Here is a 26195-nt window from a genome sequence, read left to right on the forward strand (position 1 = left end):
GATTCGGGGTAACGACCGAGTGGCAACGACGCGGGGCCTTGTCATCGCCGGTCTGCGAAGGCGCGCGATTTTATCAGGGTTGGGCGCAAGCGGCCATCCTTGGGCCGACGGGCAGGACGACCGTGAAGAAAAAATAACCCGGATTATCCTGCCGCACCCGTTCGTCGCCGCAAGGATCCGGTGTAACGTTGGCGCCTGAGTGAGCGATTCGGCTGCACCTGCGGTCTGAGTCGATTCATTCAAGTTTATGCAGCTATTTATAGCGTTGCCTTTTTTACCCAGCGGGAATCCTTCATGCGTCCACCTTCATTCATGCGCCTAAAAAACTGCCTGTTCGTGGGTTGCCTCTCATTGATGAGTCTGCCGGCGCTCGCCGAGACGGTGAACACGCTTTATCAGGTGCGCGAGCCCGTCAGCGGCCAGACCCCGGACGAGAAAACCCGTGCCACCCAGGCTGCGCTGGAAACCCTGGTCATCCGCCTGACCGGCGACCCCAAGGCGGTGCAGAACGGCGGCCTTGCCGAGGTGCGCAAAGACCCTCAGCAAATTATCAGCCAGTACGGTTATGACGCCGGCCCACCCGAGACCCTGCAGGTCGACTTCGACCCGGCGAGCACCGAACGTGCGATGCGTCAGGCCGGGCTGTCGTTGTGGGGCTCCAACCGCCCGGTGATCATGGCCTGGTGGCTGAACGACGCGACTGACGGTGCCAATCTGGTCGGTGACGGCCAAGCCTCTGCCGAGCCTCTTCGCCGCGCCGCCCAGCATCGCGGCCTGCCGTTGCGTCTACCCCTAGCGGACCTTGGCGAACAAGGCATCGGCAACGCCAAGACCCTCGACGGCAACGACGTTGGCCCGCTCAAAGAGGCTTCCGAGCGTTACGGTTCAGACGCGATTCTGGCGGTTCACGCTCAGGAAAACGGCGGCCAGTGGCAGGGCAAATGGCACCTGTGGCTGGGCGACAAGATGGAGCAGGGCAGCGCCAGCGGCGCGAGTTCGGCGGAACTGGCCGACGCGGTGCTGTTGGCGGTGAGCCAGCGTCTGGCGCCGCGTTTCGTGGTCAAGCCGGGTGCGTCGACCGGCATGGTGCTGGATGTGCAGGGCATGAATCTTGAGCGTTATGCGCAGCTGTTGCGCCTGCTCGAACCGTTCGGTGGCCGCCTGAAATCAGCCGACGGTGATCGCGTCGCTTTCGACGTCAGCGGCAGCCCCGATCAGTTGCGGTCCCAGCTGTCGCTGGCGAAGTTGCAGGAAGTGCCAGCCGGTGAAATCGCCAGCGCGCCGGTCACCGCCGCGCCCGTTGCTGCGGACGGCACGCCGGCAGCACCGCAGCCGCCCGCTGTTTCTGATAGCGCATTGCACTTCCGTTGGTGAACAGGTTCATAACGACGTTGCGTAAAGCACATCATCTTGGGGAAAGAGGCAGTAATGACTGATACGCGTCGTTGGTTCTGGCTGGGCGGGGTTGTCCTGGTCTGTTTGTTCGTCTGGCTGCTGCATTCGATTCTGACGCCGTTTCTCGTGGCCTTGCTGCTGGCGTACATGGGCGATCCGCTGGCAGACCGGCTGGAAAAACTGAAAATGTCCCGCACCATGAGTGTGGTGACGGTGTTCCTGTTGTTCACCCTGATTTTCATGGGGCTGCTGTTGGTGCTGGTGCCGATGCTGGCCAAGCAGCTTTATCGCCTGTACGAACTGGCACCGCAGATCCTCGATTGGCTGCAGCACACCGCCATGCCGTGGACACAGGCCAAGCTGGGTCTGGCAGAGGGGTTCTGGAAGTTCGACAAGGTCAAGGCGGCGATCTCGGAGCACATGGGCCAGACCGGCGACATCGTCGGCATCGTCTTGTCCCAGGCCACGACCTCGACCCTGGCGCTGATCGGCTGGCTGACCAACCTGGTGCTGATCCCGGTGGTCTGCTTCTACTTGCTGCGTGACTGGGACGTGATGACCGCCAAGGTCCGCAGCCTGTTGCCGCGTCACCGCGAGAAGAAGATCGTCGCCCTTGCGGACGAGTGCCATGAGGTCTTGGGTGCGTTCATTCGTGGTCAGTTGCTGGTGATGGTCGCGCTGGGCGTGATCTACGCCGCCGGGCTGATGCTGGTCGGGCTGGAGCTGGGGCTGTTGATCGGTGTCATCGCCGGCCTGGCGGCCATCGTGCCGTACATGGGGTTCGTGATCGGCATCGGCTCGGCGATTCTGGCGGGCTTCTTCCAGTTCGGCGGCGACCTGTACCCGATGCTGGGCATCGTGGCGGTGTTCATGGTCGGTCAGGCGCTCGAAGGCATGGTGCTGACGCCATTGCTGGTAGGCGACCGCATTGGCTTGCACCCGGTCGCGGTGATCTTCGCCATCCTGGCGGGCGGCGAGCTTTTCGGCTTCACCGGCATCCTGCTGGCGCTGCCGGTGGCAGCGGTGATCATGGTGTTGGTGCGCCACGTTCATGACCTGTACAAGGATTCTGACATCTACGGCGGTCTCGACGACCCGGATCTCTGATTCCCTGAATCAGGATTCCTGAGGGCGCGCGGTGTCCGCCGCGCGCCCTATCCTCCACGGGATTTTCCCGTAATCCCCCGTCATACCAGTGACCTACGCAAGCCTTTGATTTTGCTGGCGGTCTGCCGCATTGTGCGGCCAGCCCTGCGGGTATAGACTTTGCGCACTTTTCACAGAGGCCATTTGGCGGTTCGTCTCGAACCGTTCAGCCAGCATGAAACCAGTTCAGCTGCCCCTGAGTGTGCGTCTGCGTGATGACGCCACCTTCATCAATTACTATCCAGGCGCCAATGCCGCTGCACTCGGCTATGTCGAGCGGCTGTGCGAAGCCGAGGCTGGCTGGACAGAAAGTCTCATCTATCTGTGGGGCAAGAACGGGGTAGGGCGCACCCATCTGTTGCAGGCCGCCTGCCTGCGATTCGAACAATTGGGCGAGCCGGCCGTTTACCTGCCGATGGCCGAGTTGCTCGATCAAGGCATCGGCCTGTTCGATCATCTTGAGCAGTACGAACTGGTGTGCCTCGATGACCTGCAAGCGGTGGTCGGCAAACCTGAGTGGGAAGAAGCGTTGTTCCATCTGTTCAACCGCCTGCGCGACAGCGGCCGACGCTTGCTTATCGCCGCTTCATGCTCGCCCAGGGAGCTGCCGGTCAAGCTGGCCGACCTGAAATCACGGCTGACCATGGCGCTGGTGTTCCAGATGCGCCTGTTGTCCGACGAGGAAAAACTCCGCGCCCTGCAGTTACGCGCCTCGCGCCGCGGGCTGCACCTGACCGATGAGGTGGGGCATTTCATCCTCACCCGCGGTAAACGCAGTATGAGCGCGCTGTTCGACCTGCTTGAGCAACTCGATCAGGCCTCGCTCCAGGCCCAGCGCAAGCTGACCATTCCTTTCCTCAAAGAAACCCTCGGTTGGTAAGCGCGTCCGTGGTCGATCCGGCCTTGGTGCTGCAAACCGCCGCGGCCCTGCGCCATGCCACACGCATCCTGATCATCACTGGTGCCGGCCTCTCGGCGGATTCGGGTTTGCCGACCTATCGCGGTGTCGGTGGCTTGTACAACGGCGAGACTGATGATGGCCTGCCCATCGAAATGGCCTTGTCCGGCCCGATGCTGCGTCGTGATCCCGCGCTGTGCTGGAAGTACATCGCACAATTGGGCAGCGCTTGCCTGGGCGGACGTCCCAATGCGGCGCACTACGCCATCGCGGAATTGCAGCGGCGCAAGCCGGAGTGCTGGGTGTTAACGCAAAACGTCGACGGCTATCATCGCGCGGCGGGCAGTCCGCCAGAGCGGCTGATCGAAATTCATGGCCAGCTGGCGCCGCTCTACTGTCAATCTTGTGGCGCCGAGGATCCGCAGTTGAGCGAACATCTCGACCGGCCATTGCCACCGCTGTGCCCCAGCTGTACTGGCGTTCTGCGGCCATCGGTGGTGTTGTTTGGGGAGATGTTGCCGGAGTTGGCACTGAACGTGCTTGAGAGGGAGATGGCAAAAGGCTTTGACGCTGTGCTCAGCATCGGAACCACCGCCAGCTTTCCGTACATTCATGAGCCAATGCTGCGCGCTCGGGTGATGGGAGGCTTTACTGCCGAGATAAACCCTTCGCCAACCGATCATTCCGCGCATATGGATGCGTTTCTGAGGTGTAGAGCCTTAGAAGTGATGGAAGACATCGTAAGTCACATTTGTTTCGATTGAATTTGCAAATGGGTACGATAGAGGGCATAGTCTCGGCTTCTTTACACTTCAGCCACGGTCGTGCACATGCTAAACCGCTTCGCACCCCTCGTGCCTCTCGCACTCGTAACGCTGTTGTTCGGCTGCGCGGCCCAGATGCCGACGTCGCAACAACAGTCGCAAAGCCCCCAGTTCCGGGACTCTGCCACGGCTCAATCCGCTACCAAGCGCGCCGACTACGCCTCTTCCGTGCTGGATGACGAAGTCGCCACCGAAGACGAGCTCGCTCAGTTTGCCGACAACAAGCCGTACCGCTTGCCCGTTCTGGCTGACAGCATCCTCGAACGCGGCAAATCCTTGATAGGCACTCGCTATCGCTTTGGCGGCACGTCGACCACCTCCGGTTTCGACTGCAGCGGTTTCATCGGTTATCTCTTCCGTGAAGAGGCGGGCATGAGCCTGCCGCGGTCTTCCCGCGAAATGATCAACATCGATGCCCCCCTCATCAAACGCAATGACCTCAAGCCGGGCGACCTGCTGTTCTTCAGCACCGCCGGTCGCGGTCGTGTCAGCCATGCGGGCATCTACCTGGGCGATGACCAGTTCATCCACTCCAGCAGCCGCCGCAGCGGTGGCGTCCGTGTCGACAGCCTCGACGATGCCTACTGGGCCAAGACCTTCATCGAAGCCAAACGCGCACTGGCCATGGCACCCTCATCGGTACCTGAAACCACCACCGCGATGACTTCGACTACCATCAAGCGCCAACACCGTTAATTCCGGGCGCGCAAAGGGTTCGACCCTCTTGCGCGCAACCCCGGCTCTCGGCAAAGTAAGCTGCACCCCGCACAGGTTGTCGTGTTTATGTCGTTAACGGTTCGCCTGATGGTTGCCTCTCTGGCTGTGCTGCTGGCCGCGTGTTCCAGCACGCCACCGCCCGCTCCGCGCAAGGTCGTCTACCGGCCTGTGGTTTCCGCTCCTCCCCAGTTTTCTTCACCGCTCGCCGACGACGTCTTGTTGCGCGCGATCGGCCTCGTTGGCACGCCGTATCGCTGGGGCGGCAACACGCCTGATTCGGGATTCGATTGCAGTGGCCTGATCGGCTACGTCTACCACGATGCGGCGGGCATCACCTTGCCGCGATCGACGCGGGAGATGATCACCCTGCGTGGCCCCGACATCGACCGCAGCCAGTTGCAGACGGGTGATCTGGTGTTCTTCGCCACTGGCGGCGGCTCCCACGTCAGCCACGCCGGCATCTACGTCGGGGAAGGGCGATTCGTTCACGCACCAGCCACCGGCGGCACCGTCAAACTCGACAGCCTCGACAAGCCGTATTGGCAAAAGGCCTGGCTGAATGCCAAGCGCGTTATCCAGCCATCGAACCTCGCCAGGCAATAGTCGCTTCTGAGTCAATGTGTCCATGGGCTGTTGCTGCATGAACACCTGTGCCTTTCAGGGTGAAATCCCGTAAACCTGTGGGCGCTCTGCCCACGGTTCGATTGACGCTCCCCAGTCAACCCTCTAACCTTCGCGCCATGTTTCAGGTGCCCGGGACCTCGTTGGTCCACAGGGTGAAACAGGGAAGCCGGTGCGATTGCTCGTGCGATCAATTCCGGCGCTGCCTCCGCAACGGTAAATGAGTCTGGGCCACGCACGATGCCACTGTGTTCGCTGAACATGGGAAGGCGCCTGGCCTGCCACGCTTGTGGCAACTCATGAGTCCGGAGACCGGCCTGATCCATCGAACAGCATCACGGAGGGCGATGCTCTGCTGCAGGCCGGCCTTGTCCGGTGCCTGCTGACAGTCTTTGCCCGAGCCCTCCGTCTGCCACACCTGCCCTCAAGCGGAGAGCTGAGATGAGCGAATCCCCCGAACGTGACGAACGCCACCTGGCGCGCATGCTGCGCAAAAAGGCGGTGATGGACGAGCGCATTTCCAGCGCGCCGAATGAATGCGGATTGCTGTTGGTGCTGACCGGCAACGGCAAAGGCAAGAGCAGTTCGGCGTTCGGCATGCTCGCCCGCGCCATGGGCCACGGCATGCAGTGCGGCGTCGTGCAGTTCATCAAGGGCCGCCACAGCACCGGCGAAGAGCTGTTCTTCCGCCGCTTCCCTGAACAAGTGCGTTACCACGTGATGGGCGAGGGCTTCACCTGGGAAACCCAGGACCGCCAGCGTGACATCGCCGCCGCCGAAGCCGCCTGGGCCGTGACCCGGGAGATGCTCAAGAACGCCTCCATCGGTATGGTCGTGCTCGATGAGCTGAACATCGCCCTCAAGCACGGCTATCTGGACCTGGAGCAGGTGCTGATCGACCTGCAGGCACGCCCGCCAATGCAGCACGTGATCGTCACCGGTCGCGGGGCTAAGCAGGAGTTGATAGATCTTTCAGACACCGTGTCGGAAATCGGCGTGGTCAAGCATGCCTTTCAGTCCGGCATCAAGGCCCAGAAAGGCATTGAACTGTGAGTGAGCGTCAACCCCGGCACTGCCCGGCAGTATTGATCGCCGCGCCTGCGTCCGGTCAGGGCAAAACCACCGTCACTGCCGCACTCGCCCGTTTGCACCGCAATCAGGGGCGCAAGGTGCGCGTGTTCAAATGCGGGCCGGACTTTCTCGACCCGATGATTCTCGAGCGCGCCAGCGGCCATCCGGTGTACCAACTGGACATGTGGATGATCGGCGAGGACGAAAGCCGGCGCCTGTTATGGGAAGCCGCTGCCGATGCCGACCTGATCCTCATCGAAGGCGTCATGGGCTTATTCGACGGCACGCCCTCCAGCGCCGACCTGGCGCGGCGCTTCGGCGTGCCGGTGCTGGGCGTGATTGACGGCACGGCCATGGCCCAGACCTTCGGCGCCCTGGCGCTGGGACTGGCGCGCTATCAGCCGGATCTGCCGTTCGCCGGCGTGCTGGCCAATCGGGTCGGTACGGTGCGCCATGCGCAGTTGCTGGAAGGCAGTCTGACCGAAGGCCTGCGCTGGTATGGCGCGCTGTCGCGCGAGACCGGCATTGAGCTGCCGAGCAGGCATCTCGGCCTGGTTCAGGCGAGCGAACTGAACGACCTGGACATGCGCCTCGACGCTGCCGCCACCGCGCTGGCCAGCACCTGCGACGCCACCTTGCCGCCGGCCGTGACTTTTACTGCACCCGAGTTCGTGCCGGCTGAACCGCTGTTGGCCGGCGTGAAAATCGCCATCGCCCATGACGAGGCGTTCGCGTTTTTCTACGGCGCCAGCCTGGACCTGCTTCGGGAGATGGGCGCAGAACTGTCCTTCTTCTCGCCGATTCGCGACCGCGACTTACCCGACGCCGACAGCCTGTATCTGCCGGGCGGTTACCCGGAACTGCATCACACGGCGCTGGCGGAAAATCACAGCATGCTCGCCGCCATTCGTGCGCACCACGCCGCCGGCAAACCCTTGCTCGCCGAATGCGGCGGCATGTTGTACCTGCTCGATGCCCTGACCGATGTCGACGGCCAGCGCGCCGAAGGGGTGGGCTTGCTCAAGGGCGAAGCCGTGATGCAAAAGCGTCTGGCAGCCCTGGCCCTGCAATCGGTCGAACTGCCGGAAGGCACCCTGCGTGGTCACACCTATCACCACTCCCTGACCAGCACCGAACTGACCCCCATCGCCCGCGGCCTCAGCCCCAATGGCGGGCGCGGCGCCGAAGCGGTGTACCGCGAAGGGCGCATGACCGCGTCGTACGTGCACTTCTACTTCCCCTCCAATCCCCAGGCGATGGCGGCGCTGTTTTTGCCATGAGCCTGGCCAATGCAATCGCCGCATTCAGTGGGAGCTGGCTCGCCACTAACGCGCCGCGCCGTCGAGCAGCAAACTCGCTCCTTGTGGGAGTGAGCTTGCTCACGAAGACGGTATTTCAGGCGTTGAAGATGTATCAGGTGCTCGGCCCCTTCGCGAGCAAGCTCGCTCCCACAAGGGCTGTGTTGCCGGTGACTGCTGCGTTTCAACCGCGGGACAGGCGACTCCATGACTGAACACACCTTCACCGACCCCGAACGCGCCGCCGTTTACCGTGCCATTGCCGAGCGCCGCGACATGCGCCACTTCTGCGGCGGCACGGTCGCGCCCGAGTTGCTGGCCCGCCTGCTCGAAGCCGCGCACCACGCGCCGAGCGTCGGATTGATGCAGCCGTGGCGCTTCCTGCGGATCACCGACCCGGCATTGCGTGGGCAGATTCAGGCGCAGGTGGAGGAGGAGCGTATTCGCACTGCCGAAGCCCTCGGCGAGCGCTCTGACGATTTCATGAAGCTCAAGGTCGAGGGCATCAGCGACTGCGCCGAGGTATTGGTCGCCGCGCTGATGGACGACCGCGACAAACACATCTTCGGCCGTCGCACCTTGCCGGAAATGGACATGGCGTCGCTGTCGTGCGCGATCCAGAACCTCTGGCTGGCGGCGCGTGCCGAAGGCCTCGGGATGGGCTGGGTATCGCTGTTCGATCCCCTGGCCCTGGCCGATCTGCTGAAGATGCCAACCGGTTCAAAACCCCTGGCGATTCTGTGCCTGGGCCCGGTCAAGGAATTCTACCCGGCGCCGATGCTGGTGCTGGAGGGCTGGGCGCAGCCGCGCGCGCTGCAGGAACTGGTCTACGAGAATACATGGGGAGTGATTGCATGAGCGTGGCGTTATTGAGCGTCGCCGGGGTCGCGCTGGACGCGTTGCTCGGCGAGCCAAAACGGAACCACCCGCTGGTGGCGTTCGGCCGCTTTGCCGAGCGCATCGAACAGCCCCTGAATGCCGCCGGCCGAGGCTGGCGCAGCCATGGCGTGACCGCATGGTTCATCGCCGTGATTCCCCTGACCCTGATCGCCACGTTGCTCAGTTGGCTGCCGCTGATTGGCTGGCTGGTGGAAGTCCTGGCGCTTTATTGCGCGTTGGGTTTGCGCAGTCTGGGTGAGCACGTCGAGCCGGTTGCCCAGGCGCTGCGCAGCGATGATCTGGACGAAGCACGCCGACGGGTTGGCTATCTGGTCAGTCGCCAGACGTCCGAACTGGACAGCACCGAAGTGGCACGCGCGGCCACGGAATCGGTGCTGGAAAACGGCAGCGACGCGGTGTTCGCGGCAATCTTCTGGTTCGTCGTGCTGGGGGCGCCGGGCGTGGTGCTCTACCGCCTGAGCAACACCCTCGACGCTATGTGGGGCTATCGCAACGAGCGCTTCGAACGCTTCGGCTGGGCGGCGGCGAAAATCGACGACCTGCTCAACTACATTCCGGCCCGCCTGGTGGCGTTGACCTACGCGCTGCTGGGCAACACCCGATTGGCCCTGCGCTGCTGGCGCACCCAGGCACCGAAGTGGGACAGCCCCAACGCAGGCCCGGTGATGGCCGCTGGCGCCGGTGCGCTGGGCGTCGAGCTGGGTGGCCCGGCGATTTATCACGGCGAGCTGCATGAGCGCGCGACCCTGGGCGAAGGCGTGCCGGCGGACGCCGACTCCATCGATCGCGGCTGGCAACTGGTGCAGCGCGGCGTGTGGCTGTGGTTGCTGATCTTGTGTCTGGGGACAGAATTCTATGCTTGAACATGGCGGCCGATTGCGTGGTGCAGTCCTGAAATATGGCATTGAAGAAGCGAACTGGCTCGACCTGTCCAGCGGGATTTCGCCGTGGTCGTGGCCGATTCCGGCGATTCCTGAGGCGGCTTGGGCGCGCCTGCCGGAAACCGATGACGGTCTGGAAGCCGCCGCCCGCCGCTATTACGGCGCCACGGACGTGCTGCCGGTGGCCGGTTCCCAAGCAGCGATTCAAGCATTGCCGCGTCTGCGTCAGGCGGGCAAGGTCGGCGTGCTGTCGCCGTGCTACGCCGAGCACGCCGAGGCCTGGCGCAACACCGGCTTTCTGGTGCGCGAGGTACTGGAGCACGAGGTGGAGCGGTTCATCGACACCCTTGATGTGCTCGTCGTGGTCAACCCGAACAACCCTACCGGCCTGAGCCTGCCGCCCGAACGCCTGCTGGAATGGCACGCCCGTCTGGCCCAGCGCGGCGCCTGGCTGGTGGTGGACGAAGCGTTCATGGACAACACGCCGGAGTTGAGCCTGGCGGCGTACACCCAGCGCGCGGGCCTGATCGTGTTGCGCTCGTTCGGCAAGTTCTTCGGGCTGGCCGGTGTGCGCCTGGGCTTTGTGCTGGCGGAGCCGCGGTTTCTGAAAGTCATGGCGCGGCAGATCGGCCCCTGGTCGGTCAGCGGACCCACGCGGATCATCGGTCAGGCCTGTCTCAACGACGTGGCCGGCCATCAACGCCAGCGCCAGCGCACCGAGCAAGCCAGCCAGCGTCTGGTCGACGTGCTCAATCGCCACGGCTTCGCGCCCAAGGGCGGCTGCGCGCTGTTCCAGTGGCTGATCACGCCGCTGGCGGAAGAACTTTACGAATTCTGTGCGCAGCGGGGCGTCCTTCTGCGGATCTTTACTCACAACAGCAGCCTGCGCTTCGGCCTGCCCCGCGAGGAAGCCGACTGGCATCGTCTGGAACAGACGCTCAGCGAATTTTCCCGGGAGCGCTTATGACCCTCGGCAAAACCCTGATGGTGCAGGGCACCACCTCCGACGCCGGCAAAAGCACGCTGGTAACGGCGCTGTGCCGCTGGCTGACCCGTCAGGGCGTGCGCACCGTGCCGTTCAAGCCGCAGAACATGGCGCTGAACAGCGCAGTGACTGCCGACGGCGGGGAGATCGGTCGCGCCCAGGCCGTGCAAGCTCAGGCTTGTGGCCTCGAGCCCCACACCGACATGAACCCGGTGCTGCTCAAACCCAACAGCGACACCGGCGCCCAAGTGATCATTCACGGTCGCGCCGTGACCACCATGAACGCCGTCGCCTACCACGACTACAAAGCGATCGCGATGCAGGCCGTACTCGCCTCCCACCGCCGTCTCAGCGAAGGCTGGCCGGTGGTCGTGGTCGAAGGCGCCGGGTCGCCAGCCGAGATCAACCTGCGTGCCGGCGACATCGCCAATATGGGCTTTGCCGAAGCGGTGGATTGCCCGGTGCTGCTGGTGGCGGACATCAATCGCGGCGGGGTATTTGCCCATCTGGTCGGCACGCTGGAATTGCTTTCGCCCAGCGAACAGGCGCGGGTCAAAGGCTTCATCATCAATCGTTTTCGCGGTGACATCGCCCTGTTGCAGCCGGGCCTCGACTGGCTTGAACAGCGCACCGGCAAACCGGTTGTCGGCGTGCTGCCCTACGTGATGGATCTGCATCTCGAGGCTGAAGACGGCCTCGACCAGCGTCAGACCGATAAAGCCGAGCAGGTGCTCAACGTCATCGTGCCGATCTTGCCGCGCATCAGTAACCACACCGATTTCGACCCACTGCGCCTGCACCCGCAGGTGAATCTGCAATTCGTCGGGCCGGGGCAGGCGATTCCTGGCGCTGACTTGATTATCCTGCCCGGCTCGAAAAGCGTGCGCAGCGATCTTGCCTACCTGCGTGCCAATGGCTGGGACGCCGCCATCAGCCGCCACCTGCGTTACGGCGGTAAAGTGCTGGGCATCTGCGGTGGCCTGCAAATGCTCGGCGAGCAGCTGCATGACCCGCTGGGGCTTGAAGGCGCGGCCGGTTCCAGCCCGGGTTTGGGACTCTTGGCCCTGAGCACGGTGCTGGAAGAAGAAAAGCAACTGCGCAACGTGAGCGGTCGTTTGACCCTCGAAGACGCCAACGTCATCGGCTACGAGATTCATGCGGGCGTGACCACCGGCGCGGCGCTGGAACGTCCACTGGTCCAGCTCGCCGACGGTCGCTGCGATGGCGCGCGCAGCCCGGACGGCCAGGTCCTCGGCACGTACCTGCACGGGCTGTTCGAGAACCCCGCGTCGAGCAGCGCCTTGCTGCGATGGGCCGGGCTGCAGAACGTACAGTCCGTGGATTACCACGCGCTGCGCGAGCGCGACATCGAACGCCTGGCCGATCTGGTGGAAACCCATCTGGACGGCACATTGCTGCGTGAACTCTGCGGCCTGGAGCAACCCTGATGCTGCAATTGATCCTCGGCGGCGCACGTTCCGGCAAAAGTCGGCTGGCGGAAAAGCTCGCCAGCGACAGCGGCCTCGACGTCATCTACATCGCCACCAGTCAGCCGCTGGACGGCGAAATGAACCAGCGCGTCGCCTTGCACCGTCAGCGACGTCCGGCGGAGTGGGGGCTGATCGAAGAACCTGTCGAACTGGCTCGCGTGCTCCGCGAAAACGCCGGGGAGGGCCGCTGCCTGTTGGTGGATTGCCTGACCCTGTGGCTGACCAATCTGTTGATGCTGGACGATCCGCAGCGCCTGGCTGAAGAGCGCGAAGCCTTGCTCGACGGCCTGGCTGAACTGCCCGGCGACATCATTTTTGTCAGCAACGAAACCGGGCTCGGCGTCGTGCCACTCGGTGAGCTGACCCGTCGTTATGTCGATGAAGCCGGCTGGCTGCATCAGGCGCTGGCCGAACGCTGCCATCGCGTGGTGTTTAACGTTGCCGGACTGCCCATGATCCTGAAAGGACCCGCACTATGAGTAACGCCTGGTGGCTCGCGCCTGCCCGAGAAGTCGATCACGCCAGCCGCGACCACGCGCTGGCCCGGCAGCAGCAATTGACAAAACCGACCGGCTCTCTGGGGCGACTGGAAGACGTGGCGGTGCAGCTGGCTGGCCTGCAGGGTCGCCAGAAGCCGAAGGTCGATGAGGTCTGGATCGCGATTTTTGCCGGCGATCACGGCGTGGTCGCTGAAGGGGTTTCGGCGTACCCCCAGGAAGTGACCGGGCAGATGCTGCACAACTTCATCATGGGCGGCGCGGCAATCAGCGTGTTGGCCCGGCAATTGTCCGCGCAACTGGACGTGGTCGATCTGGGTACGGTTGCCCCGCTTGACCTGCCGGGCGTGCGTCACCTCAACCTCGGCCCGGGCACCGCGAATTTTGCCCACGGCCCGGCGATGACTGAGGCGCAGCTGCATGCTGCCCTTGAAGGCGGTCGCGACAGCGTGTTGCGCGCGCAGACTGCGGGCGCCGAGCTGTTCATCGGCGGCGAAATGGGCATCGGCAACACCACCGTCGCCAGTGCGCTGGCCTGCGCCTTGCTCGATTGCCTGGCCACCTCACTGGTCGGCCCCGGCACCGGTCTGGATGCCGAGGGCGTGAGCCACAAGGCGCAGGTGATCGAGCGTGCGCTGCGGCTGCATGGCGACGCCGTCGGTGACCCGCTGGCCAGCCTGCGTGCCCTCGGTGGTTTTGAAGTCGCCGCGCTGGTCGGTGCGTACCTGGCCTGCGCCCAAGAGGGCATTGCTGCACTGGTCGACGGCTTTATCTGTTCCGTGGCGGCGCTGGTGGCGGTCCGGCTCAATCCCTCGTGCCGGGCGTGGCTGTTCTTCGGCCATCGTGGCGCCGAGCCGGGCCATCGCCTGGTGCTGGACGCGTTGCAGGTCGAGCCGTTGCTGGAACTGGGATTGCGTCTGGGCGAAGGCAGTGGCGCGGCGCTCGCGGTGCCGTTGTTGCGTCTGGCCTGTGAGCTGCATAACGGCATGGCGACCTTCGCTGAAGCCGCTGTGGCAGACCGTCCGGCATGACCTTGCATCTTGAACTGCTGCGCCATGGCGAAACCGAATTCGGCGGCGGCCTGCGCGGCAGCATCGACGACGCGCTGACCGACACCGGCTGGCAGCAAATGCGTGCCGCGGTGGCTGATCGTGGCCCCTGGGACCGGATCGTCAGCTCGCCACTGCAACGCTGCGCCCGTTTCGCCGACGAATTGGCTGAGCGTTTAGGCTTGCCAGTCGAGCTGGCGCCCGATCTTCAGGAATTGCACTTCGGTGACTGGGAAGGGCAGAGCCCCGCGCAATTGATGGAAACCGAAGCCGCCGGGTTGGGACGCTTCTGGGAGGACCCGTACGGGTTCACGCCACCCAATGGCGAGCCGGTTGAGGTTTTTGCCACCCGCGTGTTGGCCGCTGTTGAGCGGTTGCAGCGGGCGTATGAGGGTCAGCGCGTTCTGCTGATCAGTCATGGCGGGGTGATGCGTCTCTTGCTGGCCCGCGCCCGCGGTCTGCCTCGCGAGCAATTGCTGCAGGTCACGGTGGCTCATGGCGGTATGTTCGGCCTCAATGTCCAGGCCGACGGTGAGTTGACGGAGGTTTAAATGCTGCCGTTCTGGATCGCCTTGCAGTTCCTCAGCAGCCTGCCGATTCGCCTGCCGGGCATGCCGACGCCCCAGGAGTCGGGGCGCTCGCTGCTGTTTTACCCGCTGGTCGGATTGCTGTTCGGCGTACTGTTGATGGCGATGGATCATCTGCTCGACGGCGCACCGATGCTGTTGCACGCCGCCTTGCTGCTGGCAGCGTGGGTGATGCTCAGCGGAGGGTTGCACCTGGACGGCCTGGCCGACAGCGCGGATGCCTGGCTCGGTGGTTTCGGCGACCGCGAACGCACGCTGCTCATTATGAAGGATCCGCGCAGCGGCCCGATTGCGGTGGTCACGCTGGTGGTGGTGTTGCTGTTGAAATTCAGCGCGCTGCTGGCGTTGGTTGAGGCGCACACGGGCGTTGGGCTGCTGCTGGCCCCGGTGATTGGCCGCGCGGCGATGCTGGCGCTGTTTCTGAACACGCCGTATGTGCGCGCCGGCGGGCTGGGCCAGGCGCTGGCCGATCACCTGCCGCGCAAGAGCGGGATGCGGGTGCTGGCGTCGGTGGCGGTGGTCTGCGTGCTCATCGGTGGCGGTTCGGCGGCATGGGTGCTGGTGGTGGCAGCGGGTGGGTTCTTCTGGCTGCGCCGGGTGATGATGCACCGTTTGGGCGGCAGCACAGGCGACACCGCCGGCGCGATGCTCGAACTGCTCGAAACCCTGGTGCTGGTGACATTGGCGCTGATGGGCGATTGATTTGTCGTTTAACATCCTGCATCGGCGCGCGGCAAACACCGTCCATGTCGGAGCGAGGTTGCTCGCGAAGACGCCATTCCAGCCGCTGAAAATTTATTGGATGTACCGACGTCTTCGCGAGCAAGCTCGCTCCCACAGGATCTGCAGTCTGAGTTCGATATCTACGGCAAGCCACTGAACCTGTGGGACTGACCAGGGTGGCGCTCCACCTTGCTCAAGAAGGGGCCGGAACTGTTAGCCACTTCTCTGGTGACTGAAAGTGAGCCTTCGCGAGCAAGCTAGCTCCCAAATTGATGAGTCGGCAGATCAGCCGGAGAGGTGTCATGCATAGCGTTGCGCTGGTGGTGTACCCGCATTTTCAGTCCCTCAGCCTGTCGGTCGGGTCCGTGCTGACCTGCGCGAACCTGATGCAGGGCGAGGCGGCGTACTCCTTTCATCTGGTGTCGGAGAGCGGCGGGGCGGTGATGTCGTCCGAAGGCTTCTCGGTCAACACCACGCCATTGCAGCCCGAGGGTTACGACACGATCATCGTCAGCGGCTACATGGACCTGCAATTGCCCACCCCCAGCCTACTTGCGTTCGTGCGCACCGCCTCGGCTCAATCGCGGCGGATGGCGTCGCTGTGCACGGGCGGGTTTGTGCTGGCGGAGGCCGGGCTGCTCGACGGCAAGCGCGCGACCATGCACTGGATTCACGCCCCCGAGTTTCGCAAGCGTTACCCCAACGTTCGCGTCGAGGACGACAAACTGTTCACCGTGGACGGCCAGGTCTGGACCGGCGCGGGCATGAGCGCTGGCCTTGATCTCGCGCTGGCGATGGTCGAGAACGACCTCGGCGCCGACATTGCCCGGCAGGTCGCGCGCAAGCTGGTGATCTATCAGCGGCGCGGCAGCGAGCATTCCCAGCTGTCGACGCTGCTGGAACTGGACCCCAAGTCCGACCGCGTGCAGCTGGCGCTGGCCTATGCCCGCGAGAACCTCAAAAGCGATCTCTCCATCGATGCACTGGCGGCCATTGCCCGGTTGAGCCCTCGCCAATTCAGTCGGGTGTTCCGCGAGGAGACCGGCCAGACCCCGGCGAAAGCCATCGAATGCCTGCGGGTGGAAGTGGCGCGGGCGATGATGGAAACCAGTCGGCATCCCATCGAAGTGGTCGCCCGGGAGACCGGTTTCGGCGATCGGGAAAGGATGCGCCAGGCGTTTCTGCGCAACTTCGGCGAACCGCCCCAGGCGATCCAGCGAGCGTTCACGGCCACCGACAAAGCCAGCTGATAACCCCGTTTCTGTGGCGCGCTAGGCATTCATCGCGCGGCGGAGTAGCGTAGCGACAGCTTCATCTTTCCTGCCCGCTCATGAATGGACGTCGCCATGGCCCTACGATGGATTCACGCGACTCTGCTGTTGCTTGCCCTCAGTGGCGCCGCGTCGGCTGCCGATTGCCCGCCATTGTTGCAAGGCGAGCTGCCCAAGCTGCGGGCGAAACAGGATATCGACTTGTGCAAGCAGTTCGCCGGCAAGCCGATGCTCGTGGTCAATACCGCGAGCTTCTGTGGCTTCGCGCCGCAGTTCAAAGGGCTTGAAGCGCTCAATCAGCGTTTCAAGGGCGAGGGGCTTGAAGTGCTGGGCGTGCCTTCGGACGATTTTCTGCAGGAATCCAAAGACGCTGCCGAGACCGCCAAGGTCTGCTACGTGAACTATGGCGTCACGTTCACCATGACCGAGCCGCAGCCGGTGCGCGGCGCCGACGCCATCAACCTGTTCAAGGTCCTCGCCGAGCAAAGCAGTCCACCGCGCTGGAACTTCTATAAGTATGTGGTCGACCGCAAGGGCAATGTGGTTGCCAGCTTCTCCAGCAAAACCGCGCCGGATGATCCCGAGCTGATTTCGGCCATCGAGAAGGCCATCGCCTCCAAGCCGTAAAAGCGGCGCGACACAGAACAGACCGACCACAACGAGAAACCCCGCAGTCATTGCTGGCTGCGGGGTTTTCTGTCTGGCGAACAGGTGATGTACCTGTCCCGCCAACTGCATCAGAAGCGGTACGTCATGCCCACGCCGAAACCGTTGGCGCTGTTGTCGTACTTGGCGTTGTAGCTCTGACCCAGCGCGTTCGCGTCGGAGACCTTGACCTTCTCTTCCTGAAGGTAGGAGTAAGCCACGTCGATGGTGATGTCGTCGGTCGGGCTGTAACCGGCGCCCAGGCTGAAGATCGTGCGATCGCCTGTCGGTATGCGCGGCGAGCGGTTTTCGTTGTTGGTCGGCGACTGATCGAACGACAGGCCGGTACGCAGCACCCACTGCTTGTTCAACTGATACGACGTACCCACGGCGTAGGCCCAGGTGTCGTGCCAGTTCTGCTCTTCACGGATGGTACCGACCAGAGACTGGGTCGCGTCGCGGCGAGACACCGGCGAGATCCCGGAGTTTTTGACGGTGATGTCTTCCAGGCGGCTCCAGCGGGTCCACGTTGCACCGGCGTACAGCTTCCAGTCGTCATTCATTTTCTGAGTGACGGAGAAGTCCACGGTTTCCGGTGTATCGATGTTCAGCTTGGCGTCGTAGCGACCGCCCGGCAGGATGGCTGAAGGCACGCCTGCACCCGGGGTCACTTCAGTGTGGCCTTCGAGCTTGTAGGTCACTTTGGAGTGATAGGTCAGGCCGACGCTGGTGGTATCAGTGGCTTGCACCAGGATACCGGCGTTGAAGCCGTAACCAACATCATCGCCCTTGACCTGGACGCGGCCGTCGCCGGTACGGGCGCCCAGCAACGGGCTGACATTGAGTGCCGATTCCAGCGCGCCGGAAATACGGTTGATGGTCGGCCCGAAACCGATCGACACCTTGTCGTTGAATGCGTAGCTGACGGTCGGCTGAAAGGTCACGACCTTGACGATGCTCTTGCTGCCGAAGTTACGGCCCTGGAAGTTATCTTCGTAATCGGTGACCAGGCCGAATGGCGCGTAGACACCAAAGCCGAACGCCCAGTGCTCGTCGACCGGGTTCACGTAGAAGCCCATCGGCACGGCGATGAAAGGCACCATGTCGCCTTTGTTCGAACCGGTGCTGCGGCCGCTGGTGTCGGTAATGTCGGTGGAAGCATCGATTGCGGCGACCCCCACGGTCGCCTGCGCGCGCTTGAGACGCGACATGCCGGCCGGGTTGCCGTACACGATGCTGGCGTCATCGACGGACGAGGTACGGCCCGCAAAGCCGGTCCCCATGCCGCTGATACTTTGTTCGTTCAGGGCGAAGCCGGATGCAAAAATCTGAGTGGAGGCAAGAGTGATGGCGAGACTGAGGCTGGATTTGATCATTGTTTTTTTCATTGTTAGAACTCCTTGTTGATCACCGCGCGGAAATTACCAATATTTCTCCCCACGCGCCATAGCCTGGATCAGCCGATTTAGAGCGGTTCTTGTAGGACAATCCTGAAAGTTCGCGGCTTTTTCGTTTAATACCGGTTGGTCACGAAATGGCTGGTGAGGGCTGGAACAAGGGGCTGACCCACGTTTGCCAAGCCGAGGTGAAATCCTGCAACTGCCCATCGGGCTGAAATATCTCGCGCCACATGTGTGCCATGGCCAGGCAGTCATCCGTATCCGGCAGCGAGATATGGCTTGCTTCGACCATCAACCAGGCAATGGCAGTCGAGTAACGCAGGTTGACGGTCAGCTCCAGATCGGGACCTGTGAGGAACGCGTGCTGGCTGGCCAGGCCTCGAACAAGGCTGGCAAGGTCCGGATCCCGGGCCAGGTACTCGTCCCAAAGCTGGCGGTGCTGGGTGTCGGCGATGCTGTAAAGCCCGTGGCCGGGCGGATTGTCCAGCTCGGCGCCTAGCGCTGACTGGCTGGCGGCAATGCCCAGTAGCAAGGCTTCGGCGGCCCGATTGTGCCGACCAAGGTAGATGAGCGTCGGGCGAATGACGTAGCGACACAGTTCACTGGCGGCGATTCCCATAACACCCTCGAGGAGTTGATGAGTCGGCGGGCCCTGGCGCTTGGCAGCATTGATGGAGTGGGCCCACCGGCGGCGACCTGAGCCGCTGACTTGAAGTGTAGTGTGATATTTAGGATGTAAAGGTCTGTTTTGCGGGAAGTTCCAGTGCGACTCGAATCGGCTGACTGGCATTCCTTACTGCATCTGTCGCTGTTTATGTAAGTAAAACAGATACAAAAAAGCCCCACCGTTATCGGGTGAGGCCTTGTCGATGCAGCGTTATTTACCGACGGACGGTATCAGGCAACGGTATTAGGCAACCAGGGCCTGACGCGTACGGTCGATGACAGCCTGCAGCGGAGCATCGGTGGAGTATTGATCCGGGTACAAACGCTCGCTGTGGCGGGCGATACCGTGCTCGTTGACGATGGTGAAGCTGAAGCAGCCTTTGCGGGTTGCCATGATCAGGCAGTTCATCGGGGCAAAAGCGTTGGTCAGGGTACGAATAGCGTTTTGAGTCTGGATATGAGTAGTCATGTTATGGGTGTTTCCTGAATCGACACGCAATAAGAGGCGTGCAAAATAAAAACGTTCCAGTAAACGCGGACCGATGCTCGAATGCGAGTCAGGGGCAGGGCGCAGAACCTGTCTGGAACAAAAGCAGCCAGTTGAGCGCATTTAAAATGTGGCGCGGGGCTGACTGGTAGGTACTTAGGAGGGCAGGCAACACAACGCGAGCAAAGGTTCGATGCTCGAGGTGAAGATCCTGATCAATTTGCAGGCTGGTTATGGAGAGCATGAATGTTCTGCACACCCCTCCGTTTTGACGGCAGGTGGCGTGAGTTCATGTCTGGAAACCATCGAGGTGATCGATCCCTGTTTTCAATCCGTTCGCTCAGTGGCGAACCGGGATTGGGGGATTTGTTCGATCAGAATTGACTTTCAGCTTGGTACTAACGGCGGCGATGCTAGTGGAGTTATCCGAACAAGGCAAGCGCTGAATCGCAATCTTTTGAAAAAGATCGGAAGGCGGGGCGAATAAGGCTGCATCATGCAGAGCGAAGGAGGTGGCCAAGTGCTGCGTTCCCCGCAACTTTCCTCCGGTTGCGTGGCAGCAGGACCAGGCTTGCGGGCAGACAAAATCAACTTGTGCACATTGCGATAGGTATCTGTCATGTCACTGTCACGTCGTCCGCTAACCGCTTGATTTAATGCAACGAATTATTAAGTCAATGAAAACCATCGTTTTTTTTCGCTGGTGAAAAAATCGTCAGTTTGAACGCAGGCCCCATTCTACGTGCGTTTCCGAGAGCTTAAGGGGTGTTGTCCACTGAGTTATCCACAGGTTCTGTGGATTGTCCCAAGCACTGGCTCTATCACGCCGCTCTTGAAGCATCCGCTTGCTTTTTTCTCTTCCCCTTGCGCGGTTTTACCCGAATCGTACGTCGAGCTCGCTTCTGCGCATAATGCTGACTGCATGAATGGAGGAGTCTGGATTTTATGGTGTTTGAGTTAACCAGCCTGTTGCTGGGTTTGGCGGTGGCGGCATTGCCTTTGGTGGGACTGGCGTGGCAGTTGCAGCGGCGTCTGGCGCAACGCGAAGCGGACGCCGCGTTGCTTGACGAGCGTTTGAGTAATGCGCAGATGGCGCAGGATGGGCTCAACGCCCAGCTTGACGCCAGCCGCGATGAGATCAGCGACCTGGCCCAGGCCAATGCGGTCAAGCAGGCGGACCTGGCGGCGCTGCGCCGGGAAGTGGAGTTGCTGCGCCAACAGCATGAAGGCGCGCGCGAGGCTCAGGAAGACTGGAGCCGCGAACGGACGGCCAGGGAGGCTGAGTTGCGCCGCCTTGACGCCCAGTGCGCGTCCCTTGGTGCCGAGCTGCGCGAACAACAGGACAGTCACCAGCAGCGCCTGACCGACCTGCAGGGCTCCCGCGATGAGCTGCGTGCGCAGTTTGCAGAGCTGGCCGGCAAGATCTTCGATGAGCGCGAACAGCGCTTCGCCGAAACCAGTCAGCAGCAATTGGGGCAGTTGCTCAACCCGCTCAAGGAACGCATCCAGTCGTTCGAAAAGCGCGTTGAAGACAGTTACCAGAACGAAGCCCGCGAACGCTTCTCTCTGAGCAAGGAACTGGAGCGCTTGCAGCAGCTCAACCTGCGCCTGAGCGACGAAGCGAACAACTTGACCCGTGCGCTCAAAGGCCAGAAGACTCAGGGCAATTGGGGTGAACTGATTCTGGAGCGCGTGCTCGAGCACGCCGGTCTTGAAAAGGGCCGCGAGTACCAGACCCAAGTCAGCCTGAAGGGCCCCGACGGCGAGCGGTTCCAGCCTGACGTGTTGATCATGCTGCCGGGCGATAAGCAGGTCGTTGTCGACGCGAAGGTCAGCCTGACCGCCTATCAGCAGTACGTGTCGGCTGACGATGAGGTGATTTCCCAAGCGGCGTTGAAACAGCATGTGCTGTCCCTGCGCAATCACGTCAAAGGCTTGTCCGGCAAAGATTACAAACGCCTTGAAGGGCTGCACAGCCTCGATTTCGTTTTGCTGTTCGTGCCGATCGAGGCGGCGTTTTCGGCGGCGTTGCAGGCCGAGCCGAACATGTTCCAGGAGGCCTTTGATCGTAACATCGTGATCGTCAGCCCAACCACACTGCTGGCAACGCTGCGGGTCATCGACAGTCTGTGGAAGCAAGAGCGGCAGAGTCAGAATGCCCGTGAGATCGCTGAGCGGGCAGGGTGGCTCTACGACAAGTTCGTGCTGTTTATCCAAGACCTGGACGAGGTCGGCAACCGTCTTCAGCAGCTCGACAAGGCCTACGGCGCCGCGCGCAACAAGCTCGTCGAAGGGCGCGGCAACCTGGTCAGCCGCAGTGAACAGCTCAAGCTGCTGGGCGCGCGGGCGAGCAAGAGTCTGCCGGCGGATCTGCTGGAGCGGGCGATGACCGACCCGGAGGGACTGGTGCAGTTGCCGGAGTGATCCTGAACTGGTTTTCCTCACGCTGCGCTTTCACGCGGGCTTGGAGTTAGAACAAAGTCCGCACTGATCGTATACAGATTTCATCACTTTCCCTATGTCCGTTTGCTGCCTGGCGAAAATGCACCGACATTGATCACGGTGCACTGCCAGCAGGCGCGGAGTGCAAAATCCATGCTGATTATGGTCACAGCGACCGGTGTCTCCGATTGCCGGTAACCCCCTGTTTTGGCGCCTTGCCACAGGGTCAGGCGGCCAATGGCACGCATTCTGCCTCTCGCTTCGTATACAACCCACACGCGCTCCCGTACGCAGTGTGCGCACGTGAGGTCGGGAGCCGGTTCGTCCTTAGAGGGAGATATGCGATGACCGAGCCATTGCCCAAAGGCTACAGCCCCCGCCTGTACAACGAGGACCTGGGCCCCGTGCCGCAGAAGTGGACCTGGTACAACATTTTCGCGTTCTGGATGAGCGATGTGCACAGCGTGGGCGGCTACGTCTTCGCCGCCAGCCTTTTTGCCCTCGGGCTGGCGAGCTGGCAGGTGCTGATCGCGCTGCTGGTGGGCATCTGCATCATTCAGGTGATCGCCAACCTGCTGGCCAGGCCCAGCCAGCAAGCGGCGGTGCCGTACCCGGTGATCTGCCGTCTCGCGTTTGGCGTTTTCGGCGCGAATATTCCTGCGGTGATTCGCGGCCTTATCGCGGTGGCGTGGTACGGGGTACAGACGTATCTGGCCTCGAGCGCGCTGATCATCGTGGTGCTGCGCTTCTTCCCACACATGTCGGTCTATGCAGAGCCGCACTTTGCCGGCTTGTCCTACCTCGGCTGGATGGGCTTCCTCGCGCTCTGGGTGGTACAGGCTGCTGTGTTCTGGACCGGGATGGACTCGATCCGGCGCTTCATTGATTGGGCCGGACCCGTGGTCTACGCCGTGATGTTCATCCTGGCGGGGTGGATTGTCTGGAAGGCGGGATGGGCCAACATCAGCTTCACCCTGTCCGAGAAATCCCTGACCGGCTGGGAAGCGTTTTCCCAAGTGATCATGGCAACGGCGCTGGTGGTGTCCTACTTCTCTGGTCCTACGCTCAACTTTGGCGATTTCAGCCGCTACTGCCGGAGCATGTCCGAAGTGCGTCGCGGTAATTTCTGGGGGCTGCCTATCAACTTTCTGGCGTTTTCGCTGGTCACCGTCGTCATCGTTTCGGGAACGCTGCCGGTGTTCGGCGAGATGCTCCATGACCCGATCGCCACCGTGGCGCGCATCGACAACGACGTTGCAGTACTGCTCGGCGCGTTTGCCTTCGTGACCGCCACAATCGGCATCAACATCGTCGCCAACTTCGTGTCGCCGGCGTTCGACTTCGCCAACGTCGCGCCCAGCAAGATCAGCTGGCGTGCAGGCGGGATGATCGCAGCGGTGGCGTCGGTCTTCATCACACCCTGGAACCTGTTTAACAACCCCGCCGTCATCCATTACACCCTGGACGTGCTGGCGGCGTTCATCGGGCCATTGTTCGGCATCTTGCTGGTGGACTATTACGTGATCAAGAAGCAGCAGATCGATGTCGATGCGCTGTTCAACGATGGGCCGACCGGGCGCTACTGGTACACCGGCGGGGTGAACTACACGGCGGTCAAGGCGCTTATCCTGGCGACAGTGGCAGGCATCGCAATCACCTTCGTCCCGGCATTGCAGCCGATGGCCAACTTCGCATGGTTTACAGGATGTTTCCTTGGCGGCGGGCTGTTCTATCTGTTTGCCAGACGCCGGCAGGCCCATGAATGCGCGGCGTTGACCTCCGCGGTTGCTGGCTGACGCCCCTGCCGTCTGTCGCGTGAAGTCTTCGAATCGGCGATTTGCAGTGTCACAACGTCATGCAAGGCAAAAAATTCCTGCCGCGACACTCGGTAGCAGGCGTAAAGTGCGCCTTAGCACTATGATCTGCTTTAGGCAGTTCGGACATTGGCTGCCGAGTATTTCCCTGAAGGGGGCGTTATATGAACAGCAAGTTGCAAGAATGGCTTCACGATGTAGGCGTCGCGCTCGGGTTGATTGAAAAGCCAAAGCTGCAACCCATTCCCGTGCGCAGCAATGATGATGAGCGTCGTCGTCCACGGCGGTAGGCGCTTTCTAAAAGACGCGTCTGAAAGCGGCGCTATCGCCCGATAGCCCGCTCCCGATTTTCTCCGACCATTTGGTCGAGTCCTTTCCTCTGCTCTGCACCATTTGAATCGATCCCATTTGCGACTCAGTGATGAGTTCGGCGCCTTTTCTCGACGAGAATCTGGTCGACAAGACCCTGCAGCGTCAGTTGTCCATAAGGTGATTGCGGTGACATACCCGCAATATCGGCTTTAATCTGGTTGGGAAGGACGATGCCAAAGTCACTTTGCAGAATTGAAAAAAACTCCCTGAAGTCTTCCTCATCCAGTTCAAGCGCGCTCAGCATCACATCGTCTTCTTCCTGAATCAGCGTCTTGTCGACCAGGATCTTCCCGATCGTGTCGATGACATGTTGTCTGACTTCACTCCGCTTCATGGCCGGCCTCTGCTTTGATCCAAGTGGTAATCACCCCAACATCAAAATACAGAGGGTTGTGGCAGGAATGCCCAATGAGCAACCACCCTGAAAAACCTGCGGTGCAATGCACAACGCCGGCGGTCTCGGATTAAGGCTAGCCCAAGTTTGCGGGAGAGGAATGACAGGTGTGTGGTGATTTTTTGTAACGGCGCGCAATGGAAGAGCGGCGCGCCCGATGCAGCGCATTCATCGTGGTGCCGGCTTCAGCCGGAGGGCGTCAGGCGCCACACCGCAAGATTAAGGGTGCTCATACGGGCCTCTTCCCGGCTGAAGCCCTTCCCACAAAGTCAGCGCGTGCAAATCGTAGGACCGGCTTCAGCCGGGAAGGCGTCAGGCGCCACACCGCAAGATTAAGGGTGCTCATACGGGCCTCTTCCCGGCTGAAGCCCTTCCCACAAAGTCAGCGCGTGCAAATCGTAGGACCGGCTTCAGCCGGGAAGGCGTCAGGCGCCACACCGCAAAATTGAGGAGTGCTCATAAGGGCCTCTTCCCGGCTGAAGCCGGTCCCACTCAGAAAGCAGCGCGGCTGGTCCCATTAAGCAACCCTTCCAGTCCCGCTGTCAGCGGTGCGTGACGCCTGGCAGCACGCAAAGCATTTCATAGAGCAGGTTCGCCCCCAGCAGCGAGGTATTGCCGGTGGTGTCATACGGCGGCGAAACCTCGACGAGGTCGCAGCCAATCAACTCTAGCCCTTGGCACCCACGAATGATCTCGATTGCCTGAATGGTCGTCAGACCGCCGATCTCGGGTGTGCCAGTGCCCGGCGCCCAGGCCGGGTCGATGCCGTCGATGTCGAAACTCAGGTACACCGGACCGCCGCCTACCTTCTCGCGCACTTCGGCCATCAGCGGCGCCAGCGACTTGTGCCAGCATTCCTCGGCCTGAACCACGCGGAACCCTTGCTTGCGACTCCAGTTGAAGTCTTCAGCGGTATAGCCCTGGGCACGCAAACCGATCTGCACCACGCGATCGCAATCCAGCAGGCCTTCCTCCACCGCCCGGCGGAACGTGGTGCCGTGGGCGATCTTTTCGCCAAACATGTGATCGTTGACGTCCGCATGGGCGTCGATGTGAACCAGCCCGACCTTGCCATGCTTCTTCTTCATGGCGCGCAGGATCGGCAGCGTGATGGTGTGATCGCCGCCGAGGGTCAGTGGAATGATGTCGTGTTCGAGAAAGCCATCGTAGGCTTCTTCGATGATGCGCACGGCATCCAGCAGGTTAAACGTGTTGATCGCCACGTCGCCGATGTCCGCCACGGACAGCGAATCAAACGGGGCGGCGCCGGTGGCCATGTTGTAGGGGCGAATCATTACCGATTCGGCACGGATTTCCCGCGGGCCGAACCGAGTACCGGCGCGCAGCGACGTGCCGATGTCCAGGGGCACGCCGACGAAGGCCGCGTCCAGCCCGGCCGCCGTTTGCAGGTGCGGCAGGCGCATCATGGTGGCGATGCCGGCGAAGCGCGGCATTTCGTTGCCGCCCAGTGGTTGGTGAAAAATCTTGTCCACGAGAATGCCTCGTCAGTGGTAATCAAAAAAAGGGGCGGAAGCGGTCTTCCAGCATGGCCTCGATTCTGTTGACCGGGCCCACCGCGAACAATCGGCCAGGCAAAATACTTAGTTCAGATATTCCTGAAG

At 62.0% G+C, this 26195-nt stretch carries 27 protein-coding genes and 1 riboswitch; of the genes, 22 read left to right on the plus strand and 5 right to left on the minus strand.

Translation table 11 applies throughout. The features are described 5' to 3' along the window. The first annotated feature begins 312 nt into the window (after window positions 1-312). From AC3ISG_RS06560 to AC3ISG_RS06645, 18 genes are all read left to right on the plus strand, one after another. Window positions 313-1374: a DUF2066 domain-containing protein gene (locus AC3ISG_RS06560; protein WP_122535767.1), complete on the plus strand. Its 1062-nt coding sequence runs from the start codon at window positions 313-315 to the stop codon at window positions 1372-1374. Window positions 1375-1428: 54 nt separating this feature from the next. Further along, complete coding sequence (locus AC3ISG_RS06565; RefSeq protein WP_122535697.1) at window positions 1429-2502, plus strand: AI-2E family transporter; 1074 nt, start codon at window positions 1429-1431, stop codon at window positions 2500-2502. Between the two features lie 214 nt (window positions 2503-2716). Further along, window positions 2717-3421, plus strand: a complete 705-nt coding sequence (hda, locus tag AC3ISG_RS06570; protein ID WP_122535696.1) for a DnaA regulatory inactivator Hda — start codon at window positions 2717-2719, stop codon at window positions 3419-3421. Window positions 3422-3429: 8 nt separating this feature from the next. Then, a complete protein-coding gene (locus AC3ISG_RS06575) occupies window positions 3430-4203 on the plus strand; it encodes an NAD-dependent deacylase (RefSeq protein WP_489298788.1) in 774 nt (257 codons plus the stop codon). Between the two features lie 66 nt (window positions 4204-4269). Continuing rightward, window positions 4270-4959, plus strand: coding sequence for a C40 family peptidase (locus AC3ISG_RS06580; RefSeq protein WP_272632019.1), 690 nt, complete (start codon window positions 4270-4272; stop codon window positions 4957-4959). An 87-nt stretch (window positions 4960-5046) separates the two neighbouring features. Next, window positions 5047-5583, plus strand: a complete 537-nt coding sequence (locus AC3ISG_RS06585; RefSeq protein ID WP_122535694.1) for a C40 family peptidase — start codon at window positions 5047-5049, stop codon at window positions 5581-5583. A gap of 127 nt (window positions 5584-5710) precedes the next feature. Then, window positions 5711-5936: riboswitch (cobalamin riboswitch) on the plus strand. A gap of 106 nt (window positions 5937-6042) precedes the next feature. Continuing rightward, complete coding sequence (gene cobO, locus AC3ISG_RS06590) at window positions 6043-6654, plus strand: cob(I)yrinic acid a,c-diamide adenosyltransferase (protein ID WP_489298789.1); 612 nt, start codon at window positions 6043-6045, stop codon at window positions 6652-6654. Further along, entirely contained in the window at window positions 6651-7952 is a 1302-nt protein-coding gene (locus AC3ISG_RS06595; protein ID WP_489298790.1) for a cobyrinic acid a,c-diamide synthase CobB, read from the plus strand. Before cobO ends, AC3ISG_RS06595 begins: the two co-directional genes overlap by 4 nt. Before the next feature lie 225 nt (window positions 7953-8177). Further along, the gene (gene bluB / locus AC3ISG_RS06600) at window positions 8178-8828 is read left to right on the plus strand and encodes a 5,6-dimethylbenzimidazole synthase (RefSeq protein WP_485620019.1); all 651 of its coding nucleotides are present in this window, start codon (window positions 8178-8180) and stop codon (window positions 8826-8828) included. Then, the gene (gene cbiB / locus AC3ISG_RS06605; protein WP_489298791.1) at window positions 8825-9733 is read left to right on the plus strand and encodes an adenosylcobinamide-phosphate synthase CbiB; all 909 of its coding nucleotides are present in this window, start codon (window positions 8825-8827) and stop codon (window positions 9731-9733) included. Before bluB ends, cbiB begins: the two co-directional genes overlap by 4 nt. After that, entirely contained in the window at window positions 9726-10718 is a 993-nt protein-coding gene (gene cobD / locus AC3ISG_RS06610) for a threonine-phosphate decarboxylase CobD (protein WP_122622211.1), read from the plus strand. Before cbiB ends, cobD begins: the two co-directional genes overlap by 8 nt. After that, complete coding sequence (locus AC3ISG_RS06615; protein ID WP_489298792.1) at window positions 10715-12184, plus strand: cobyric acid synthase; 1470 nt, start codon at window positions 10715-10717, stop codon at window positions 12182-12184. Before cobD ends, AC3ISG_RS06615 begins: the two co-directional genes overlap by 4 nt. Further along, window positions 12184-12705, plus strand: coding sequence for a bifunctional adenosylcobinamide kinase/adenosylcobinamide-phosphate guanylyltransferase (gene cobU, locus AC3ISG_RS06620; protein ID WP_489298793.1), 522 nt, complete (start codon window positions 12184-12186; stop codon window positions 12703-12705). Before AC3ISG_RS06615 ends, cobU begins: the two co-directional genes overlap by 1 nt. Continuing rightward, window positions 12702-13754 carry a nicotinate-nucleotide--dimethylbenzimidazole phosphoribosyltransferase gene (gene cobT, locus AC3ISG_RS06625; RefSeq protein WP_489298794.1) on the plus strand — a complete coding sequence of 351 codons (1053 nt, stop codon included), beginning with the start codon at window positions 12702-12704 and terminating at the stop codon, window positions 13752-13754. The genes cobU and cobT overlap by 4 nt, the downstream gene beginning before the upstream one ends. Beyond that, window positions 13751-14323 carry an alpha-ribazole phosphatase family protein gene (gene cobC / locus AC3ISG_RS06630; protein ID WP_489298795.1) on the plus strand — a complete coding sequence of 191 codons (573 nt, stop codon included), beginning with the start codon at window positions 13751-13753 and terminating at the stop codon, window positions 14321-14323. Before cobT ends, cobC begins: the two co-directional genes overlap by 4 nt. Then, window positions 14324-15061 carry an adenosylcobinamide-GDP ribazoletransferase gene (locus tag AC3ISG_RS06635; RefSeq protein WP_489298796.1) on the plus strand — a complete coding sequence of 246 codons (738 nt, stop codon included), beginning with the start codon at window positions 14324-14326 and terminating at the stop codon, window positions 15059-15061. A 323-nt stretch (window positions 15062-15384) separates the two neighbouring features. After that, the gene (locus AC3ISG_RS06640) at window positions 15385-16332 is read left to right on the plus strand and encodes a GlxA family transcriptional regulator (RefSeq protein ID WP_489298797.1); all 948 of its coding nucleotides are present in this window, start codon (window positions 15385-15387) and stop codon (window positions 16330-16332) included. A gap of 96 nt (window positions 16333-16428) precedes the next feature. Continuing rightward, window positions 16429-16980 carry a glutathione peroxidase gene (locus AC3ISG_RS06645; protein WP_489298798.1) on the plus strand — a complete coding sequence of 184 codons (552 nt, stop codon included), beginning with the start codon at window positions 16429-16431 and terminating at the stop codon, window positions 16978-16980. Between the two features lie 110 nt (window positions 16981-17090). On the opposite strand, the gene AC3ISG_RS06650 is transcribed toward AC3ISG_RS06645, so the two are convergent. The 3 genes from AC3ISG_RS06650 to AC3ISG_RS06660 all read right to left on the minus strand — a co-directional run bounded on the left by AC3ISG_RS06650 (window position 17091) and on the right by AC3ISG_RS06660 (window position 19533). Continuing rightward, on the minus strand, window positions 17091-18386 hold the full coding sequence (locus AC3ISG_RS06650; protein ID WP_122622203.1) for an OmpP1/FadL family transporter: 1296 nt from the start codon (window positions 18384-18386) through the stop codon (window positions 17091-17093). A 139-nt stretch (window positions 18387-18525) separates the two neighbouring features. Then, entirely contained in the window at window positions 18526-19017 is a 492-nt protein-coding gene (locus tag AC3ISG_RS06655; protein WP_172609283.1) for a hypothetical protein, read from the minus strand. Between the two features lie 291 nt (window positions 19018-19308). After that, window positions 19309-19533 carry a hypothetical protein gene (locus AC3ISG_RS06660; RefSeq protein WP_122535677.1) on the minus strand — a complete coding sequence of 75 codons (225 nt, stop codon included), beginning with the start codon at window positions 19531-19533 and terminating at the stop codon, window positions 19309-19311. Between the two features lie 220 nt (window positions 19534-19753). On the opposite strand from AC3ISG_RS06660, the gene AC3ISG_RS06665 reads away from it, so the two are divergent. From AC3ISG_RS06665 to AC3ISG_RS06680, 4 genes are all read left to right on the plus strand, one after another. Beyond that, window positions 19754-20038, plus strand: coding sequence for a hypothetical protein (locus tag AC3ISG_RS06665; protein ID WP_489298799.1), 285 nt, complete (start codon window positions 19754-19756; stop codon window positions 20036-20038). Between the two features lie 572 nt (window positions 20039-20610). Then, window positions 20611-21975 (plus strand): DNA recombination protein RmuC, encoded by a 1365-nt coding sequence (locus AC3ISG_RS06670; protein WP_205487292.1) that lies wholly within the window; start codon window positions 20611-20613, stop codon window positions 21973-21975. A 362-nt stretch (window positions 21976-22337) separates the two neighbouring features. Beyond that, a complete protein-coding gene (locus AC3ISG_RS06675) occupies window positions 22338-23789 on the plus strand; it encodes an NCS1 family nucleobase:cation symporter-1 (protein ID WP_122535675.1) in 1452 nt (483 codons plus the stop codon). A gap of 182 nt (window positions 23790-23971) precedes the next feature. Beyond that, on the plus strand, window positions 23972-24097 hold the full coding sequence (locus AC3ISG_RS06680) for a PA1414 family protein (RefSeq protein ID WP_122535674.1): 126 nt from the start codon (window positions 23972-23974) through the stop codon (window positions 24095-24097). 125 nt (window positions 24098-24222) lie between these two features. Here the strand turns inward: AC3ISG_RS06680 and AC3ISG_RS06685 are convergent, their stop codons facing one another. Then, window positions 24223-24513 carry a hypothetical protein gene (locus AC3ISG_RS06685; RefSeq protein WP_122535673.1) on the minus strand — a complete coding sequence of 97 codons (291 nt, stop codon included), beginning with the start codon at window positions 24511-24513 and terminating at the stop codon, window positions 24223-24225. 602 nt (window positions 24514-25115) lie between these two features. Beyond that, window positions 25116-26066 (minus strand): agmatinase, encoded by a 951-nt coding sequence (gene speB, locus AC3ISG_RS06690; protein ID WP_489298800.1) that lies wholly within the window; start codon window positions 26064-26066, stop codon window positions 25116-25118. Window positions 26067-26195 lie beyond the last annotated feature (129 nt).

The organism is Pseudomonas sp. GL_135, from assembly GCF_057834665.1.